The 18,984-nt window shown below is 34.0% G+C and carries 14 protein-coding genes; 3 read left to right on the top strand and 11 right to left on the bottom strand.

The window, feature by feature from the left end; translation table 11 throughout:
- Positions 1-306 precede the first annotated feature (306 nt).
- From GXW81_RS08140 to queA, 11 genes are all read right to left on the bottom strand, one after another.
- Positions 307-690, bottom strand: a complete 384-nt coding sequence (locus tag GXW81_RS08140; protein WP_161531914.1) for a hypothetical protein — start codon at positions 688-690, stop codon at positions 307-309.
- On the bottom strand, positions 687-2,243 hold the full coding sequence (locus tag GXW81_RS10630) for an RHS repeat-associated core domain-containing protein (protein WP_311711311.1): 1,557 nt from the start codon (positions 2,241-2,243) through the stop codon (positions 687-689). The genes GXW81_RS08140 and GXW81_RS10630 overlap by 4 nt, the downstream gene beginning before the upstream one ends.
- A gap of 300 nt (positions 2,244-2,543) precedes the next feature.
- Positions 2,544-2,909 carry a hypothetical protein gene (locus tag GXW81_RS08130; RefSeq protein ID WP_161531913.1) on the bottom strand — a complete coding sequence of 122 codons (366 nt, stop codon included), beginning with the start codon at positions 2,907-2,909 and terminating at the stop codon, positions 2,544-2,546.
- Complete coding sequence (locus tag GXW81_RS08125; protein WP_161531912.1) at positions 2,899-6,327, bottom strand: DUF6443 domain-containing protein; 3,429 nt, start codon at positions 6,325-6,327, stop codon at positions 2,899-2,901. The genes GXW81_RS08130 and GXW81_RS08125 overlap by 11 nt, the downstream gene beginning before the upstream one ends.
- Before the next feature lie 13 nt (positions 6,328-6,340).
- A complete protein-coding gene (locus GXW81_RS08120; protein ID WP_161531911.1) occupies positions 6,341-9,706 on the bottom strand; it encodes an RHS repeat protein in 3,366 nt (1,121 codons plus the stop codon).
- Between the two features lie 5 nt (positions 9,707-9,711).
- Positions 9,712-11,358 carry a T9SS type A sorting domain-containing protein gene (locus tag GXW81_RS08115; RefSeq protein ID WP_161531910.1) on the bottom strand — a complete coding sequence of 549 codons (1,647 nt, stop codon included), beginning with the start codon at positions 11,356-11,358 and terminating at the stop codon, positions 9,712-9,714.
- 211 nt (positions 11,359-11,569) lie between these two features.
- Positions 11,570-11,761, bottom strand: coding sequence for a cold-shock protein (locus tag GXW81_RS08110; RefSeq protein WP_004920047.1), 192 nt, complete (start codon positions 11,759-11,761; stop codon positions 11,570-11,572).
- A 32-nt stretch (positions 11,762-11,793) separates the two neighbouring features.
- Positions 11,794-12,231: a cold-shock protein gene (locus tag GXW81_RS08105; RefSeq protein WP_014938464.1), complete on the bottom strand. Its 438-nt coding sequence runs from the start codon at positions 12,229-12,231 to the stop codon at positions 11,794-11,796.
- Positions 12,232-12,246: 15 nt separating this feature from the next.
- Complete coding sequence (locus GXW81_RS08100) at positions 12,247-13,362, bottom strand: DEAD/DEAH box helicase (RefSeq protein ID WP_161531909.1); 1,116 nt, start codon at positions 13,360-13,362, stop codon at positions 12,247-12,249.
- A gap of 335 nt (positions 13,363-13,697) precedes the next feature.
- Complete coding sequence (gene rlmN, locus GXW81_RS08095; RefSeq protein WP_161531908.1) at positions 13,698-14,735, bottom strand: 23S rRNA (adenine(2503)-C(2))-methyltransferase RlmN; 1,038 nt, start codon at positions 14,733-14,735, stop codon at positions 13,698-13,700.
- An 83-nt stretch (positions 14,736-14,818) separates the two neighbouring features.
- Positions 14,819-15,868 (bottom strand): tRNA preQ1(34) S-adenosylmethionine ribosyltransferase-isomerase QueA, encoded by a 1,050-nt coding sequence (queA, locus tag GXW81_RS08090; RefSeq protein WP_161531907.1) that lies wholly within the window; start codon positions 15,866-15,868, stop codon positions 14,819-14,821.
- 244 nt (positions 15,869-16,112) lie between these two features.
- On the opposite strand from queA, the gene GXW81_RS08085 reads away from it, so the two are divergent.
- The 3 genes from GXW81_RS08085 (at position 16,113) to GXW81_RS08075 (ending at position 18,831) form a co-directional block, all read left to right on the top strand.
- Positions 16,113-17,075, top strand: a complete 963-nt coding sequence (locus GXW81_RS08085; RefSeq protein WP_161531906.1) for a Gfo/Idh/MocA family protein — start codon at positions 16,113-16,115, stop codon at positions 17,073-17,075.
- Positions 17,076-17,143: 68 nt separating this feature from the next.
- A complete protein-coding gene (locus GXW81_RS08080; protein WP_154468744.1) occupies positions 17,144-18,181 on the top strand; it encodes a nucleoid-associated protein in 1,038 nt (345 codons plus the stop codon).
- A gap of 5 nt (positions 18,182-18,186) precedes the next feature.
- Positions 18,187-18,831, top strand: a complete 645-nt coding sequence (locus GXW81_RS08075) for a hypothetical protein (RefSeq protein ID WP_161531905.1) — start codon at positions 18,187-18,189, stop codon at positions 18,829-18,831.
- Positions 18,832-18,984: the final 153 nt, after the last annotated feature.

Genomic DNA, 18,984 nt, shown 5'->3' with positions numbered 1-18,984 from the left:
TTACCATTGGCGTCGTAGGTTATCGTATTCTGTAGATTTCAGATTCTTTTTCTCTTATTGGGCATACCACTTCTTTGAGGCTTCCGCATCTCCGAGTTTCTCTATTTGTAAAAAATTGTATTTCAAAATATTACAATTAAAAAATTATTACTATCCAAAGCTAACAAAATTTCTTCTCCGTTCCAAACTTTTTCCTCCTAGATGGAGTAAAATTTCTATCGAGATGGAAATTTTACGCAAGACCGATGCAACAAACAAGATATAAGTCTAACTCTAATACACAAAAATATATTACTCTTTCCACATTTAAAATAATTGAGGAACTTTAAAGCTTTCATCCATTACTCTATCACTATAATATAATTCTTTTCCCTTTGGAGTAGCACTTACGGTAATCCATAAATCATTTTGGGTAGGTACTTCCCAAGATGAGTTTTCTATCAATAATTTTAACGATTTATCCTTCGGAACTTCAAAATAATTATTGGGATATCTCCAATCCTCATAGAACAAAGCAACATAATTATTTTCTACAAAAAATAATAATATCTTTTTTGCTACTTTTAAGTCAGAATCATATTGTTCACTAATATCGTTATATATACTAGGCAAAAGATGTAATAACTTAGTATAATCTTCTATTGTATCCCATAATACATTTTTGAATATTCTTCTTTCTATATCCATCATCTTCCTATATTTAGAACTGGGTTACCTTGTAATGGAACTCTCTCTATATAAGAACCACCTTGATTAACTTTTATGTATGGTCCTCTGTGTAAAACATCTCTTGAAGCAGGATTACCAAATTCTATTAAAATTTGATTACTTCCTCTCGTTGCAGGATCCGCAAACTTAAATCCATCACCTTTATTTAATCCACCTATATAAGAAAAGTTTGACGGTACCATTTCTATGGCTTGTCCCATACTAACTCCTCCTGATGAAAAAGAAGTTTGTACTCCTAAACTACCCAAACCATCACCTGCAATAGAACCAATTGTAGATAGAGATGGTTTAGTTGCTAAACCAATTTTTGACAGGACTAATTCTGCACCAATTCCCATAAGCCCTCCTTGTAACCCATATAATCCTGCAACTGCCAATTGTCCTGATGGACTACTCATTGCTCCTTCTAGAGAATTCAAAGACGGTGTTTCTCTGATATAAGAGCCGTCCCCAGAAGTACCAAAAGCTAGAATACTTTGGTAGGGTCCATTTTCTCCCGCTTGTATTAAAGGATCTAGATTGTTCATTATTCCCAGTCCTCCAAGCAAAGAATTATTGACATGAGACCTATCAGAATACAATGCAGTTGTAGAGCCGTCTTCCGCTGTATATGTTCCAGATTTACCAAGATAAGTCTCATTCACTCCAGCTGTTGCTTGGCTCGTTGCATTATCATTCCAATATATCTCGTTTCTATCATAGTTATAAACCCAATCCTCCCAAAGACCCGTTGCATCTATTGAATTTACAGGGTTATTGAAACTAAAACGATAAGGAGACATATTTGGTCTTCCTTCACTTAATCCATCCACAACACCCCATCTGCCTAGATCTGGCATATAGAACCTTGCGCCGTAATCGTACATGCCTATCTCTGTTTGGAGTTCTTTGCTGTTGTACTTGTAACTATAACTCTGGTTACCCAACAAACCATTATACCCTGTATGCTCTAATCCAAAGGGGTAATAATTAGACTCTTTGTCTATTACCAAATTATTAGAACCTTTGTAATAAGACAACCTCACATTACCCAAATGGTCTGTGTAATGATACACATAACGCTTATGGAGATAATCATAATACCCCTCAGAGGTTGGGAAAAACTGCAATACAAACTCACCTTTAGTTTTCTTTATCGTTTGTCCTGTTTCTAAATCTATCTCTAAAATAGGTTCTTCTCTAGTGCCTAAATATTTAAAAAAACGATATTGAAAACCGTCTAAATAATCCCATTTTTCTGAGTAACTACCACCTACATACTCACTACTATAATTTAAAACCTTACCTATTTTAGCTCCATCGGCTCTATATCCATAGCTTATATAATGTCCATATTCAAGTGCCAAGCGTCCCGTTGAGGGATTCATCATATCCACTGCCTTAGGTAGATTTAAAATATTATAAGTAATTCTTCTTATTTTCTTATCTAGTAGGCTAATCATATTACCATTGGCGTCGTAGGTTATCGTATTACTATAGATTTCAGATTCTTTTTCTCTTATTGGGCGTACCAATTCTTTGAGGCTTCCGCATCTCCGAGTTTTTATCTTTGTACCAAATTGTATTTCATAATATTACAATTAAAAAATTATTACTATCCAAAGCTAACAAAATTTCTTCCCCGTTCCAAACTTTTTTCCTCCTCAATGGAAAAAAATCTCCATCCCGATAGAGGAAAATTTCTATCGGGATGGAAGTTTTACGCAAGACCGATGCAACAAACAAGAGATAAGCATACCGAAAATTTAAAGACTTCTTTAATAAAAATACAGCCGTTTTGTAAAGTAATAGTCCCTCGCAAAAGCGAGGATATTTTATGATTTTTGAGTGTCAAAAACTAATAAATTGTCATCAAACCAAACATCTTCATATCCTTGATTATCCACTAAAAATCTATTTCCCGGCGGAAGACCTAAATATTTTATTATTTCAGGAAAACTTTTAAATAAATGAAAAATGTGCATTGGTTTAAAAAAATTGTCAGATGTAGAATATTCTCCTGCCCAAATATACCAACCTGAAGTATCTCCTTCAGGAAAATGTCTCAACCCATTTAAAGGCATTTCTCCACTATCAAAATTATCAGATATTCCAATCTTTAATTCAAGGCTAGTATTAAAAAAATCTTGACCGTATTTTTTGCAAATTGCCCGTTGTTCTTCTAAATACTTATTGTCCATTTGTTCTTTGTTCTATTATTTTTTTCATTTCTTTAGAATATTTACTCATTTCCGCTCCTTGCTTTGCAGAGCAAGTGGGACATTGTGGCTGAACAGCATCAACTGATTTCATTTTAGATTTATCTATTGTTCCTGTTTGATAATGCTCCTTTACTAATGGTGTTTTGTGATCTGCAACCATTTTTGGTGCTGTTTCTCCACACGAGACACAAGGCTCTCCTTGAACACTTGCACGTTGTGCTGAAGTCGTCGCATTATTAGGTCGCTTATAAATTGTATTTGTAACTGGTTCTGCAATTTTACTTGCCTTTCCTTCGCTTGAGAATAGAGACTTAATAGGATTAACAATATTCCTAGAAAACCAACTTGATTTTGTTAAGACAATTGCAGGAATTTCAATAATTGGGGTAAAGAATTCTGAAAAAACATCTAATCTGCTCCTATTTTCAATGGCAGGTAAATCCTGTACTTGTCCATTTACAGTTATTGTTGGACGGAATTTCAAATCCTCAGTATAACTTCCCTTTACTTGGATATTTGATGGGATATTCGTACCAGTATATATATTACCGCCCACCATTGAAATCATATTATCCCAATATGTGTTGAATAAATTCCAATCTGCATCAGTTTTACAACTTGGACAATACACCTCGTTTCCGTCAGGATCTATAAATAATATAGGGTTGTTAAGAGCATAAGCATACGGCGATGTCGTGGAGTATTTTTCCGCCTTATTGTCTACAACTCCCCATCTGCCTAAGTCTGGCATATAGAACCTTGCTCCATAATCATACATGCCTATCTCGGTTTGGAGTTCTTTGCTGTTGTACTTGTAATTATAACTTTGGTTACCCAACAAACCATTATACCCTGTATGCTCTAATCCAAAGGGATAATAATTAGACTCTTTGTCTATGACCAAATTACTAGAACCTTTGTAATAAGACAACCTCACATTTCCCAAATGGTCTGTGTAATGATACACATAACGCTTATGAAGATAATCATAATACCCCTCAGCTGTTGGAAAGAAAGAGAGCTTAACTTCTTTAACTAACCTTGTATTATTTGTTTTTTCAGGAATACTAGGGGTAGTATTTTCTAAAAGCTTTGGCTCTGAAATCACTGGATTTGACAAGTTATAAGTCTCCGTATAAGTATTGTACTGAAAACCGTCTAAATAGTATGTAACATCCGTATCTATAGCTTTTTTAAGTTTAGTTCCATCTGCTCTATAGGTATAAGATAAGTTCCCTGCTGCGGACTGCACTTGGTTAGGCAAGTTAAGCGTATTGTAGCCTATTCGGCTTATTTTCTTATCTAGCAGGCTAGTCATATTACCATTGGCATCGTAGGTTATTGCATTACCTCCCAACGGGTAGCCACTGATGTTTCGCGTTGCATCTACTACCTTGGTCAGTTGGTTACCATTATAGGTATAAGTGAGCTCATCTATTTTTACCGCCATATTTTGGTCAGAACCTCCAAAACGGTGCAGAGTGGTAATATTGCCATTAGCATCATACGCAAGGTACTCATTGTAAGCATTGGTAATGGGTACCGTAGCGTTAGGTTTAGAGTAGTAGGCATTCCGCAACCTATTGAGCGGGTCGTACTGATAGGTGTATCGCCTAAGTTGTCCATCTTGGCGACTCACCCAATCCATCTGAGCTATATTACCATTATAGCGGGGCTGTTGTTTAGCATCAGAAGCTACAGGATTCTGATACCTTAATTCAAAACCAAACAAGTCTGTTCCCAAGTCTTCAGGGCGGTTGAGCTTGGTAAGCCAACCTCTGATGTTGTAGCTATAGTCTAGCTGTTGGAGTGGTGCTTCTATGCTCCCTCCCACTTTCTTCACCGCTACTCTACTCAGCTCGTCGTAGGTATGGTTTGCTAATAGCTCTTCTACTCCGCTATCTACCTTATGGTAGTGTTGCAAAAGCCTATTCTGGTGGTCGTAAGTTAGCCGTTCTGCTACTTTCACCTCTGAGCTTCCCGCATCTCTTTTATGTATAGTATTTTGGCTTAGTGCTACGCCAGAAAAATCTAACAAAGATTCGATTTTGGTATAGCCTCCTAGATGGTTAATGCTATGAGTTGCTATAGGGCGGGCTTTGGTATCGTAATAGGTATAGGTTTTCGTCCAAGCATCGTCTTCTAAGTTTTTCAAATAAATAGCGGTAGGCAAGCCTTTAGTACTCCTATTATTGGTTATGGTAGGTTTTAAGGTTTCCTGCCCCATAATATCAGTAGGCACTGCTGGAGCATCTGCTGGATAGGTATCGTAATAATTAACGGATAACAGTTTAAAACTGCTCTTAGGAAATGCCTCTCTAGTGTAATAGACTGTAACCCCATTAAGCGTAAAGGGAGCGTCTGTACGCCTTTCGTTATTGGCTCTATTCACATTCATATTACTAAGGGCGGTCTGCATACTTACCCTAGAAGCGGTATTGCTAAACAGCCCTGTGTAAACCACCCTACCCAAGGCATCATATTTGGTAAAGAACCACTCTTTCCCTCTCTGTAGTGCGTCTTGTGATAATACCAAGCGGTCTTGCTGGTCGTACACCATCCACTCCCAACCTTTCCCTGGCAGCTTTTTTTCTACCAATCGGTTTTTGCCATCGTAGCGGTATTGGTAGCAGAGTGCGTCTAGGTCTGAGGTGCTAAGACTTGGTTTTGCAGCTGCTAAAGGTGGAATAACAAATGCCAACTGGTTGTACTCGTTATACACATAATAGGTGTCTATATTTTGAGTTCCATCCGTTTTTCTAACAAGGAGGGTTTGACCTTCTCCATTTTTAAATTCTATAGTCGTGTTGCCATCTTCGTCGGTTACGGTATTTTTATACAGTTGAGCATTATCATAAACACCACTCAAAGTAAGTATCGATACCGTAGCACCATCAGCCCATGTGGTACTCGTGGTATATTTTTTTACTGCATCGGCAGTGGTATTAGCATCATATCCAAAGTTAATGGGCCTGTTGCTCCAATCGTTACCCACCTGCACTTGTGCCAAAACACGGTCTAATGGCGAATTTTCAAATATTTTCTCAGCGTAGATTTTCTCGCTTCCATAAGTCGCCGAAGCGTTGGACTGCGGGTTAGCATAAATGTTGCCTCCCAATGTCCCCGATTGTGGAATGGGTAAATAGTCTTTGGCTTGTCTGCCAAAAGCATCGTACTCAATAGGAGTTACGATATCTCGTCCTTTCGGCGTTGCTTTTATACCTACTATTTGCTTAGGTCGGCCCAGTCCATCGTAGTATTGTACCGTCTCCGACTTCTTTACACAATCTGCAGATAAACAGATTTTAGTGTAAATGTAATTCTCCGTGGAGGGTAAACTCTGTGCCCAACTCCCTAAAGAGAACAGCCAAAACAATAAAAATAAATGCTTTTTCATGAGAGTCTAGTTTTTATTGTTTGTAATTGTATTTATATTCTTTCAGCACCTTGTTATCTGCATCTACTACTTTCTCTAGGCGGTTAGCTGCATCGTACTTATAATACTCGGTAATACCGCTAGGGGGCGTAATGCTCGTAACGCCTACAAGTGGATCGTAAGTATAGGTGGTTACCTGAAAGTTTTTCAGTTCGTCTCTGTTTCTAAACGCATTTAGTGCTTGTAAAAGCGTTTTCTCTGTTGCAGTATCTTTATCTTGATTAGATTTCTGAACGATATCCAATATCCAATCTTTAATATAGTCGTAACCCACTCCTTCTATCTTAGCGATAGGTTGGGTTTGGTTGTATCCCCAAACAATGGCTACTGGAGTGATCCCGTTGATTTTATATTCTAGCAGATTACCCTTATTATCATATTTGGTATAAGTGATATTCTGATGATTCTTACTAGAAATGCCTAAATCTAATGTTCTTGTTTCTTTAGGCAGTGGAAGCCCTTCTGTATAAGTATTGGCATCAGCCTGTGACAACGGATAAACCGTCTCTACTTTTGAAATGAGCTTCCCGTTTTTGCTTACCCTAGTTTCTAAAGGAATACCTACCATGTTTTTATCAATCAGATACTGATTGCCTTTCTCGTGGGCGTAATCATACTCCGTAGTTTGTGTTGTACCGTCTGGGAAAGTGGTGGTTTGGGAAGTGGGTTGGTAGTGAGAAGGGTTGTCATAGTTATATTGAGTCGTAGTCATAAGCCTATTTTCATTTAAGTAATCTATAATTGTTAAAGATTTCTTTCTAAATCTACCTAAATGTCTTCGATATTCAGAAATGGATATATTATCAATATATAAATGAGGATTTAATGTTCTTGGAGGAGTGGGATAATCTTGTCTAAAATAGAAGTTTTTCAAAGAATTATTTCCAAAATTTTCAAACCCATGCTTAACCTCTTTGATTATTTTATATCTTTTGACTCCGTTATCAAACATATAATATTTTTCTCCTTCCAATATACCAAAAGAATTCCTTATATCTGAGTATGGGATGTTTGGAATTACGGTTCCTTGTATAACAACAGGAGCAATAGCATTGGGAAGTATAAACTTCTTCTCAGTTGCCGAATTATTCTCGATAACTTCTGTTACTACAGAGTAGAAAGGTTTATTATAAGTATTATTATAAAAATTCTGTAAATTATATGATGTATATATATAATTTTTCTTCTGTAAAGATGGGTTCTTCTGCAATACATCATTTATACATATATTTTTATCAATCTCTCTAGCTTTATTAAGGCATCCACATTCATCAATACAATTTTTTTGAATAAAATACTTTCTATAAAAATAGGGAATATTGAGATTTTGAATGGTAGTTTTTAATGAATCTTTATCTTTTATTTCGTTGTAATAGAATTTAGTTTCAACGCTGTTGCTCACATCATCTTTTATTAGTACTTTATTCACTCTATATCCTGAATGATTTACCACTTCCTCTTTCTGCGTTTGCCTTTTATTATAATCCAAAGAAACCCCTGCATAAACTTCACTAAATTTAGAAGAAACTTCTAAAGTAATTTCATATTCATTATTAGCTACAGTTTTTATAGGACACTCTTCACCAACATAACCAAAACATTTTTCATTGGAACTAGTGATATTTTCTCCTATTCTTCTACTAATAGACCTAATTATTTGTCCTGTTGTAAGGTTTGTAAAAGTAAGATAATATTTATCATGCAAAGGATCAGGTGAGCCACAATTATAATTATCTATGCTAGAGCCTGTTGAAAAATTAATATCAGAGCCATTAGATACAATCTTTAACGATTTCGATTTTATAGTTTCTTCTCTACACATCCTCTTTACTTTTAGCTCTTTTTTATCAGACTCTTCCACATTAAATTCTCCTGTGCTCTGATTAGATTCATAATAAACTGATATTCTTCCTTTATTTGGCAATATTACCTCACTGATAGCTCCATAAAAAACAGTTTGCGGATTAACTTCTTTATTTGCTGAAAATTGATTCCCTGGGATATATCTATGAGCCAAAACTGAAAAAGAAACATAATCTTCTACATTTTTATTATTTATTTTAGAAAATGGGGTTGTATTACTATATCCATTATAATAGCCATAATAATCACTTGATAGACTAAATCTACTAGGTAAATCCTCTGGCTTATAGTAATTAAAAGAATATAGCTCATTACTTAATTTTTCCTGTACTTTTGATAAGAAATATCTAGTTTCATAGTTCCCACCAGAATAGTAGCCTTCTACAGGAGTGGTATAAGACTTATACTCAAAAGTATAATGTTTAATTTTATGATTTGCTAATCTATTCTCAAAAATGATATCCGTTAATAATCCTCCTTCAGACGATATTAAATCTTCTCGTTTTTTATCATACAAGAAACTAACAACAAATGTACTATACTTTATATATTTTATTTGTGGTCTATTTTGCTCTACATAACCTACTTCTTTTGATTCACTGTATAAATAATTTTCTCCTACAGAATCTCCCTCACAATTACATTTTTCGGAAAGAAATATATTAGCATTTTTATTAGAATAATATTCTATTCTTCTTTTATCATATTCATAAGATATGCTAATATTATTTTTAGATGACACATTAGTTAAATACCAAGCTGTTTGCCCTCTTTTTTTCAAAGGAGTATGGCTACCTTGATTTGAAGATGATGAATACACAGTATATTCCGTACTATTCAATGTACCACCAAAAATATATTGATTCCCCTTATTATCAAGTAATACAAATTTCAGTAAGTAACTTAACTCTCCTATAATACTATTATCTATTATTTTATATATCTTTATATCATAACCATCAGAAGAATTATGTAATATGTTCATATTTTCATCAATATAAAAAGTACCACTATCTCCATTAGGCAGTTTAAAATAAAAAGGGTCATATTCGGTATCTAACTTTTGCCCTGACGCTGCACTATTTATTTTAATTAAATCATTTCGCTTAAAGTCTATATATTCAGGTAACCATCTGGGGGAATTTTCATCCGCCTCATCCCTAATTACTCTAGTTATTACTCCTCCTGCATAAAGTTCCCAAGAAACTCCCAAATCTCCACCGATATCGTTTAAACTTAAGCCACTTACATAGTTAACAGTAATAGGAAAATTAAAGCCATTATATTCTATATTAAATAATGGTAGGTTGTAATTAAATTCTCCAGTAGACGTTGCGTCATAAACTTTATTATGTAAACTAAATTTATAAGCACTTGGAGAAGGTGGTAACAAATCGTAGTTACTTAAATTTTGTCCTTTAAATAAATTAAAAAAGAAAAGTAATACGATGGCTATTAATAAGTAAATTTTTCCCATATATCTCATTTCTTCAAAATTTTAGTGCTAAGGTTATTATTTTCAGTTTTAACATTCAAGAGGTAAACGCCTTGTGGAAGAGCGTGGGTATCTAATTTATGAATAGAGTTTATGGTTTTTATTTTTTGGATTTGCTTGCCACTCATATCATAAAGACTTATCTCTGCTTCTTTAAAATCTAGCCCTATCTCCACATAGCAATAGTCTCCCACAGGATTAGGATATACCTTTAAATCTTGTTTTTCTATCAGTTCTTTTATCTGAGTATCTTCTAATTTTACAATTTTCCAGTTCTCTTTACCCAGTTCTTCAGCACTAGTTCCTGCTAGAATATAAGCCCCTTCGGTACTAAAAAGTGCCTGCTTAAGCCTTTCCTGAGGTCTTTTAGAAGTCCCTGAAATATACCTATGCCAAACCTCTTGACCTTTATCGTCAAGATGAAGCATCCAGAAAGTTTCCGCTTTTGAATCTGCCTTTTCCTCTGCCTGAGTATAACCTCCTAACAAAAACCCTTTAACCTTTGTATGCTCTGCATTCCATAGGGCGTTAAGACTCATAGAGACATCCCTTTTTCCAAAGCTAAAAGATTTTTGCCACTGCTCATCGCCATAGCTATCCAATGCTACTACCCACAAATCTGTACCTTCCTTTATTTTGGTCGTCTTATTTCCTGTGTTATCGCTTCGACTTTCTCCCGCTATCAGATAGCCACTATCTGTAAGAACTATATTCTTAATACGGTCGTCATCTTTGCCTCCAAAACTTTTTTGCCACTCCACTTCCCCTGCTTTATTCAGTTTCACAACCCAATAATCACCTTCTCCATAGTTTTCGGTGGTTTTAGCATACAGAAGCGTTGGTATTTTAAAGAAATCAGCTGCTGTTTCCTTAGAATTATTTTTATTTTTTTGCCCTAATTCTGCATTGATGAAGTGTTCGTAATTAGATTTGATTTCTTTTTGTAATCCAGTACAGTCTCCGCTTCTACTATAAACTGCTACAAGACAACCTCCATCTTTCGTTGGTATCATCTGCTCTATTTCATCTAACCCTATTCCGCCTAAGACCGTTTGAGAAACGATAGCTCCTTTTGGGGTTAATTTTAAAACCCACACATCTTTAGAACCAAATCCTTTATCTTGAAGCTCTACATTACCTCCTACAAAATAGCTTAAATCTGTGGTTTGTATTGCCGAACTCACTTCCTCATTATAAGGTGTTCCCACAGAGGCTTGCCATTCTTCTTCTCCATTTTCAGAAAGTTTGATAACCCATGCATCTGCTCCACCAATATTTTGCATTGTTTTTCCCTTACCAAAACTAGAATAGGAAGCCCCCGCTATTAAAAACCCACCCTCTTGAGTCGCTATTGTTGTAGAAAGATAATCGTGTTGATCTCCGCCATAATATTTTTCCCATACGGGACGCCCTTGTTGGTTGAGTTTAATTAAATGAAAATTATAGCTAGGGTTTTCATCTCCAAAAGTACTTATGGTACTTCCCGAAATAAGGTACTGACGATCCAAAGTTATGGTAACTCCAGAAAGAAAATCTTGAGACGAAATAGGGAAATCTTTTTGCCAAGCAACTTGCTGACCAAAGACCAGTAAAGCATTTGAAAGAAAAACAATACTTAGATAAAACTTTCTCATAAGCAGGCTTTTAGTTTTTGTGAAATTAACTATTTTTTCCAAATACACAAAAGAAAGTTTTCAGTTTTACATAAACCTGTATAGATATTAAGCTAAACCTTAATTTATAAAACAAAAAAAACCGTCTCAAAAAATGAAACGGTTCTTACTAGCTATATTTTATTTAATCCTGTTTGTGTTGCTATTTTTTCAGGATAAAAAGAAGATGATACTATGCTAATTTTACATTAACAGCGTTAATCCCTTTTTTACCTTGTTGTAATTCGTAAACTACTTTATCATTTTCATGAACTTTAGTTTTTAAACCACTTGTGTGTACAAACACATCTTCTCCTCCGTTAGATGGAGTAATAAATCCGAAACCTTTTGTTTCGTTGAAAAATTTTACGGTGCCTTCTTGCATTGTAATTGAATTTAAGTTAATTATATTATTTTTTATTTTATCTTGATAACATTGATGGCAATGTAGCCTTTTGGTCCTTTTTCTTTTTCGTAGCTTACTTTATCGTCTTTCTTTAAGACTTCGGATAGTTGGTTAGCGTGTACGAAAATACTTTCTTTGGAGCGGTGGTCGTTGATAAATCCATAGCCTTTTTCTTCGTTATAGAAAGTTACCGTACCTTTGTTAAAGGTTTCATCTACATCGTGAGGGGCTGCTCCTAGCTGAATATCCTCTAACGAAATTTCTACTTTTTCTGATAAATCTGGTGGTGTATTTGTAATTTGCCCGTTGGCATCTACATATACTAACATATCATCTAGGCTTTTACCTTTATTGTTATTATGTTTTCTTTCTTCTCTTCTAAGTGCTTTCTCTTTAAGCTTCTGAAGTTTTTTCTTATCGTTCTCTTTTTTAGAATAAGTATCTCCCATAGTTTTATTTTTTTATTAGATTGCAGGTGCGGTGGTCATAGTGAAACCTATTAGCCTTTGTATATTTTTCAAATCTTTTCTTTCTTCTGCTCCACAAAACGAAATGGCGTTTCCTGAAGTTCCTGCTCTACCTGTTCTACCTATTCTATGCACATAAGTTTCTGGCACATTGGGAAGCTCGTAGTTAATTACCTGTGGTAGCTCATCTATATCTATCCCTCTGGCAGCGATGTCTGTAGCGATTAAGACACTGATACGGTTATCTTTAAAATCTTTAAGTGCTTTTTGACGGGCGTTTTGAGATTTGTTGCCGTGTATTGCTACTGCAAAAATTCCTGTTCTACCTAATTGTTTTACTAATCTATCTGCCCCGTGTTTGGTTCTTGTAAAAATAAGCGACCTTAGCTCTGATGTATCTTTTAAAATATTTATCAGTAGGTTGGTTTTATCATTTTTTTCTACAAAATAAACGGATTGTTCTATTGTTTTAGCCGTAGAAGATACTGGAGTTACTGTAACTTCAGCAGGGTTATCTAAGATAGTTTCTGCAAATTGTCTTATAGAATTAGGCATCGTAGCCGAGAAAAATAAGGTTTGTCTTTTCTTAGGCACTTTGGTAAGGATTTTTTTAACATCGTTTACAAATCCCATATCTAGCATACGGTCGGCTTCGTCTAAAACTAAAATTTCTATTTGAGATAGGCTAAGCAATCCTTGTTGCATTAGGTCTAATAACCGCCCTGGAGTTGCTATTAAAATATCTACGCCTTGGTTCAAGGCTCTTTCTTGTTTCCCTTGAGGTACGCCTCCAAAAATTGATAAATGTTTTATATTTAAAAACTTGCTATACTGTTCTATATTTTCTTGAATTTGAATAGCCAGTTCTCTTGTTGGTGTTAAAATCAACGCTCTAATAGATTTGCCTTTTTTAGGTGTTTCTGACAATATTTGCAATAATGGAATTGAGAAAGCAGCTGTTTTACCAGTTCCCGTTTGAGCACACCCTATAAGGTCTCTACCTTCTAAAATGGTTGGAATTGCTTTTTCTTGAATTGCAGTAGGGGTTGTGTAACCAGCGTCAGATATTGCCTTTAAAATAGGACTTGATAATGATAATTGTGTAAAATTCATAAATAATTTTGCCAAAGAACTATTGGCGTAAAGTAAACACTACCTTCGCATAATAATAAGGTGGTGTTAAATGTTTTTTTAGATTGTTATTTGTTTTAATATGCTATTATTTATTATTGATAATGGCAACTAAAAACACAAAAACTGAGGGAGTATTAAGAATAATTTTTCTAAAAAACTTTAATCAGAAAGTGGCATAAGGAGCCGTTTTCATTAAATGATGGTACAAAGGTAAAGCAAATAATATAGAATATACCATAATTTGGCAAATAAAAAAAATAATCACCTTAAACTACTGGTTATTAAGGTGATTATTTTTTTTAAATATTTTTCTACTACTCCTGTGTGGACTTATTAGCTAATTGCCCACAAGCGGCATCTATATCTCCTCCTCTGCTTCTTCTAATCATAACCGTGATGCCGTGTCGTTCTAATTGTTCTACATAGTTTTGAATAGCTTTAGGATTACTCCTATCGTATTTGCCATCGCCTATTGAGTTGTATTCTATCAGATTAACCTTGGTAGGTACTTTTTTACAGAATTTTATAAGTGCTTTTATATCTTCATCGGTATCGTTAATCCCTTTCCAAATACAGTATTCTAAGGTAATGATAGAGCCTGTTTTTTCGTACCAATACTGTAAAGATTCCATAATATCCGTCAGTGGAAATTTGGTAGAAAAAGGCATTATTTCGTTTCGTTTAGATTCTATTGCTGAATGTAGAGAAAGGGCTAGTTTAACCTTAAGATTCTCATCTGCCAACATTTTTATCATCTTAGGTATCCCAGAGGTAGATACCGTAATTCTTCGTGGCGACATACCCAAACCTTCAGGCTCTGTAATTTTTCTGATGGCTTCCACTACATTTTTATAGTTCATCATAGGCTCTCCCATCCCCATAAACACAATGTTAGACAGCGGTCTATCAAAATACGCCTTACTCTGCTGGTCTATAAGTGCCACCTGATCTACAATCTCTGCAACTTCTAAATTTCGCATTCGTTTTAGCCTTGCTGTGGCACAAAACTCACAATTAAGCGAACACCCTACTTGGGACGAAACACAAGCTGTGGTACGTGTATCGGTAGGGATAAGCACACTCTCTACCATAAGCCCATCGTGTAATTTAACACCATTTTTTATAGTTCCATCTTTACTTTTCTGGAGCAAATCTACTTTTACGGGTTTAATTACAAAGTCTTGAGCTATCCTTTCTCTAAGATTTTTGGAGAGGTTTGTCATTTCCTCAATAGAATGCCCATTTTTGCTCCACAACCAATCATAAACCTGTTTGGCACGAAACGGCTTCTCCCCAATGGAAGTAAAATAATCTTTAAGCTCATCTAAACTAAGGGTACGAATATCTTTCATCTATCAGAAATGAGTGATAATAAAAAAGTAACAAGCCTCCGAAAAGGCTTATTACCTTATTTCAAGTTAATTATATTTACATTTTAAAGAATTAGCATTGCATCTCCGTAGGAGTAGAACTTGTACTTTTCTTTAACTGCCTCTTCGTAGGCGTGCATTACAAAATCTTTACCTGCAAATGCCGCAATCATCATAATAAGAGTAGATTTTGGCGTGTGGAAATTGGTAATCATAGAGTTAGCCACCGCAAAATCGTATGGTGGATAGATAAACTTATTCGTCCAACCGTGGTAAGCACTTAACTTTCTGTTAGATGAAACCGAAGTTTCTATGGTTCTCATCGTAGTAGTTCCTACTGCACAGATGCGTCTATCTTCATCTATAGCTTTGTTGATAATACCCGCATTTTTTTGGTCGATGAACGCCTCTTCACACTCCATTTTATGCTTTGATAAATCTTCCACTTCTATTGGGTTAAAAGTTCCTAAGCCCACATGTAGTGTTACTTCAGCAAAGTTAATCCCTTTTATCTCTAACCTTTTCATAAGGTGTTTAGAGAAATGAAGCCCCGCAGTAGGCGCTGCTACCGCTCCCTCCTTTTTAGCATAGATTGTTTGGTATCTTTCTGCGTCTTCTGGTTCCACTTCTCTTTTAATATACTTTGGTAGAGGTGTTTCTCCTAGCTCCTTTAATTTAGCACGAAACTCCTCGTAACTTCCATCGTATAAGAATCTTAGTGTTCTTCCTCTAGAGGTTGTATTATCTATAACCTCGGCTACTAAAGACTCATCTTCGTCAAAGAATAATTTATTCCCAATTCTTATTTTTCTAGCAGGATCTACCAATACATCCCAAACACGAGTTTCCTTATCTAGTTCTCTTAAAAGGAAAACCTCTATTTTAGCTCCAGTTTTTTCTTTATTTCCGTATAGTCTCGCTGGGAAAACTTTAGTATTATTAAAGATAAACAAATCATTTTCATCAAAATAATCTATAACATCTTTAAAAAGTTTATGCTCTATGGTTTGATTTTTTCTATTAAGAACCATAAGTCTTGCCTCGTCTCTGTGCTCCGAAGGATGTTCCGCAAGAAGCTCTGGTGGTAGATTGAAATTAAAATCAGAAGTTTTCATTATATAAATATGTTTAAATTTTAAATACAAAAACGGAAAATGATTTTCCGTTTGCGGTTGCAAATATACAACTTACGAAACCCCTTTGTCAAGTCAAGCAGACCACACTAAACATAACCCACTAAATAACAACACTTTAAATATCAATTATTTTTAACAATTCACTAATGATGATAAAAACTGTAATTATTCTTTTCACTATAAATAAATAGATTAGTATCTTTGAAGTACTTAAATTTTGGTTATGATAAACGCTGGACTAGTAGGTGCAGGACACCTTGGGAAGATACATCTAAGATTATTACAACAGTCAGAAAAATATAATTTAGTTGGATTTCATGATGCTGATGCAGAAAATGGCAAACGACTAGAAGCCGAATTTGGTTATAAATACTATCCGAATTTTGAGGATTTACTCAACGATATTGAGATGTTGGACATTGTAACGCCTACTCTATTTCATTACGATTATGCCCAAAAAGCAATAGACCACGGCAAGCATTTTTTTATAGAGAAACCCGTAACTCAAACTTTAGAACAAGCCGAAGACATTATTCGTAGATGTACCGAAAAAGGTATTAAAGCACAGGTAGGACACGTGGAACGCTACAATCCTGCTTTTATTGCGACCAAACCCTACATACAAAGCCCTATGTTTATAGAAATACATAGGTTGGCAGAGTTTAATCCTAGAGGTACCGATGTTTCCGTCGTATTAGACTTGATGATTCACGATTTGGACATTCTCTTAAGTCTTGTAAAATCTAAGGTTAAAAATATTCACGCTAGTGGTGTATGTATTGTAAGCAAAACCCCTGATATTACTAACGCTAGAATAGAATTTGAAAATGGTTGTGTTGCTAATTTAACCACCTCCAGAATCTCTATGAAAGCGATGAGAAAAAGCAGATTTTTCCAAAAAGATGCCTATATTTCCGTGGATTTTCTAGAGAAAAAAGCCGAAGTCATTAGAATGAAAGACGCTCCTAAAAACCCTTCTGACTTTGATATGATTATTGAAAATGCCGAAGGCGAAAAATCCCAAATTATTTTTGAATATCCTAACATACAGCCTAACAATGCCATCTTAGACGAACTAGAAAGTTTTGCAGAAGCCATCACCAATGACAAAGAGGTGGAAGTCTCTCTACAAGACGGTACAGAAGCTCTAAGAGTAGCTCTGGAGATTATGAGGCTTATTAGCTAGATATTCTTTAATTTGTATATTTGTTTATTAAATGTAACCAATTTAAAACAAATTACCAAGAAAACAAAATGATAAATTTAAAAGAAAAGGGTCATAATATTAAATTATCAAACATTGTAATTCATAAAATCAATAAAATAGCTGGGAATAAAAAATCAACAATAAAGCTAGCCGAAAAAGAAATAGAAATTGGAAAGTCAGAGGTTAGATTTATTGCTGATGTCAGAGATTCATTTAACAAAAGATCAGTACCAACTCATGGTGTTTTTGAAGATAATTTTGAGTTTAATGGATTTCAAAAAGCTATTAAAGAATATTCGGAAAAGAAAATTGACTTTATGCAATTTACAATTGATTCAATGACTTATTATAAAAAAGTTATTGAAAACTCAGCACCAGCAACTGGTGGATTTTTAATTTTTGCAGACTTTACAATAACAGATAATAATGAAAGATATATTTTAGTTTTATCAATTGATAATAAAAAAGGCTACAATTTAAGTGAAATAGAACTTGCAATTCAAGAAATTCAGAATTTAGAATTGAATAAAATGGACTTGGCTAGTATTATTAATCTAACTAGATGGAAACTTTCTGAAAATTCATTTAACGAGATAAAAACTTATCTAACATTTATACGGGGAAAGAAAAAAATATCAGATTATTTCCAAAATTTCATTGGATGTTTAGATAAAACTACAGCAACAGAATCTTCAACTCTGTTGTTGAATACTATTAACAGCTACTTAAAAGAAAATGATTATGAAGAAAAAATAGCTAAAGAAATAAAAAGCAAAATACTTGATTATTGTCAAAACGCTAATAGAAATAAAAAAGAAATCTTGCTTTCGCAAATTTCCTTTTTATTTGATGAAGAAAATCCTCATCATTTTTTAGAATATGCATCAGATGAAAGATTTGGAAATAGTGAAGTTATCAAGTATGATAGTAGAACATTACGCTCATTAAAATATATTGATTATCAAACACCCGATTTTACTTTAAAATTTAATAAGCAACTTTTAGGAAAGTCTATAAGAATAAATAGTGATAAAACAAAAATTACAATTACTGATATTCCGGAAGAACTAAAATCTCAATTTTAAATCTAATGGATAATATCTTAGATAAAATTATTGAATTAAATAAAAATACATCTAAAATAGATTCGGATGTATTTATCGTAGAGTTAAAGTTAGAATCCGAGTTAATTCCTGTTATAAATAAAATATATGACGAAGGATTAATTCAGTATATTAAAATAGACTCTACTATAATACTTGCTTCTGATTTACACAAAAACCTTGACAAAACGATTAAAATTGATTTCATTGTTTCAGAACTAAAAAAAATAGGGTATTATGCCACTTTTGATGAATTTGTAATCGAAAATAGATTCAAAATCCCTGAAAAAGATTTTTATATAAAAAGTATTTCATTTGATAGTAAAGATAATTTAGAAAGTGAGGAAATTTTAAAATATAAAGCAATCACCAACTTAATTAATCAATTAACAATTGTTTCAAAATTTAAAATAGATGAACATATTAAAACAATATGTTTAATTCAAGACAATTCTTTTTTAGAATTAGAAATTGACAATATTGTTTATGAAGAATTTTTAGAAGTCAAAAATATAACTTTTATAAATCAATACATATCTGATATAACTTCATATAAAGAAAAAAAATCTTTATTTATAAAAGAGTTAATTAACTTCTTAAGAGTAGTATCTCACAAAGTGTGTAAAGTTTAAACTATCGAGGGTTGCAACCCTCGATAGTTTTTTTATTAACTTTAAATTTTTATACACGATGAACAAAGCAGATTTTTTAAACGACGATTTTTTTAAACAATTCCAAAGCGGTGAAGAACTTACCGATTTTTTGAAGTCCATTCAAAAGCGAGG

This window comes from Riemerella anatipestifer (genome assembly GCF_009932355.1).
Classification (GTDB): Bacteria; Bacteroidota; Bacteroidia; order Flavobacteriales; family Weeksellaceae; genus Riemerella; species Riemerella anatipestifer_E.
Note: the sequence above shows the minus strand (reverse complement) of the source record. Positions and strands in the feature narration are given on the sequence as shown.